Here is a 296-nt window from a genome sequence, read left to right as displayed (position 1 = left end):
GTCATAACTGGTCTCCCCGAAAACAGTCGGATCGGACAGTCCCGGCAAGCCGATATCAGGCGTCACGCCGCGCAGCTGCGTCGTACCGCCGTTGACCCGGAAAAACTGGGCAATTGTCACTTTCAGCTCCCCGAACTCGGGTTTGCTGTTGCGGACGATCTGGTCAAGATCGATGACGGTTTGAACGGTGCCCTTCCCGAAACTGGGTTCACCGACGATCACGCCTCGACCGTAGTCCTGGATTGCCGCGGCAAAAATCTCCGAAGCCGACGCCGAGCCGCGATTGATCAGCACAC

Annotated in this window: 1 protein-coding gene; it reads right to left on the bottom strand. The window is 59.1% G+C overall.

Features of this window, described 5'->3' with window-relative positions; genetic code table 11:
- A partial coding sequence (locus tag AF337_RS13525) for a S41 family peptidase (protein WP_244471244.1) occupies positions 1-296 on the bottom strand: 296 nt, incomplete at both ends.

This window comes from Rhizobium ecuadorense (assembly GCF_001187535.1).
Taxonomy (GTDB): Bacteria; Pseudomonadota; Alphaproteobacteria; order Rhizobiales; family Rhizobiaceae; genus Rhizobium; species Rhizobium ecuadorense.
This window is presented reverse-complemented; position numbering and strand designations above follow the sequence as displayed.